Raw genomic sequence first — 770 nt, 5'->3', positions numbered from 1 at the left:
CCTGCGGCGCCGCAGCGGATCGATCTGAATCAGACGTCGTTCCTGCTGACTCCGCCGGAGTGGTTGCAGGACGCCGCTGACAAGTTGGGGATTCCGGACCGGCGGTCGGGGGCGAACGCTTCGGCGGCCTCTGGGGCTTCGGGGGCTTCAGGGGCTTCAGGGGCGGGCGCTTCGGCTGCGACGCCGACGCCTCCGGGTGCGCCGTCCGGGCAGGCCGGGCCTCCCGATGCCACTCCCTGGGCGGGGACGGACACCAACGGCATCGGGGACAACATCGGTTCCGTGGCGCTGCCGGAGACCGTCTTCTCGCCGCCGCTCTCCGGGACGGACGACGAGGATGTCCCGCCGCCCGTGGTGGGCGCGGACACGCCCACGGCGTTGATGTCCGGCGGCAGCCAACTGCCGCGCACCTCCCTCGCTTCCCTCAACGACCCGCCGTCCCCGATCCCGTCGGGCCCGGCTCCGTCCGCCCCGACTCCCTCGGCCCCGGTCCCGCCGAGCCCGCGGGCCGGTGACATCGCTGACGCGGCGACCAGCAAGGCCTCGGCGCCGATCCGCCGCGGGGGCGGCGCCACGACTCCGCCGCCGCCCGGCGCTCCCGGTGTTCCGGGAGCCGGGATGCCCGGTGGCCCGGTGGGCGGGTACGCGCCGACCCAACTGGCGGCGAACGTCCCCGCGGCGCCTCAGCCTCCCGGGCCTCCCGGGCCCCCCGGACCGCCGAGCCCGCCCGGACCTCCCGGGCCGCCCGGACCCCCGGGACCTCCCGGTGG

At 77.1% G+C, this 770-nt stretch carries 1 protein-coding gene; it reads right to left on the bottom strand.

Annotated elements, in window-relative coordinates:
- Nucleotides 1–29 precede the first annotated feature (29 nt).
- Complete coding sequence (locus QR77_RS49985) at nt 30–575, bottom strand: hypothetical protein (protein WP_052488725.1); 546 nt, start codon at nt 573–575, stop codon at nt 30–32.
- Between the last annotated feature and the right edge of the window lie 195 nt (nt 576–770).

This window comes from Streptomyces sp. 150FB, assembly GCF_000818195.1.
GTDB lineage: Bacteria > Actinomycetota > Actinomycetes > Streptomycetales > Streptomycetaceae > Streptomyces.
The sequence above is the reverse complement of the archived record's forward strand: the minus strand, read 5'-3'. Positions and strand labels throughout refer to the sequence as shown.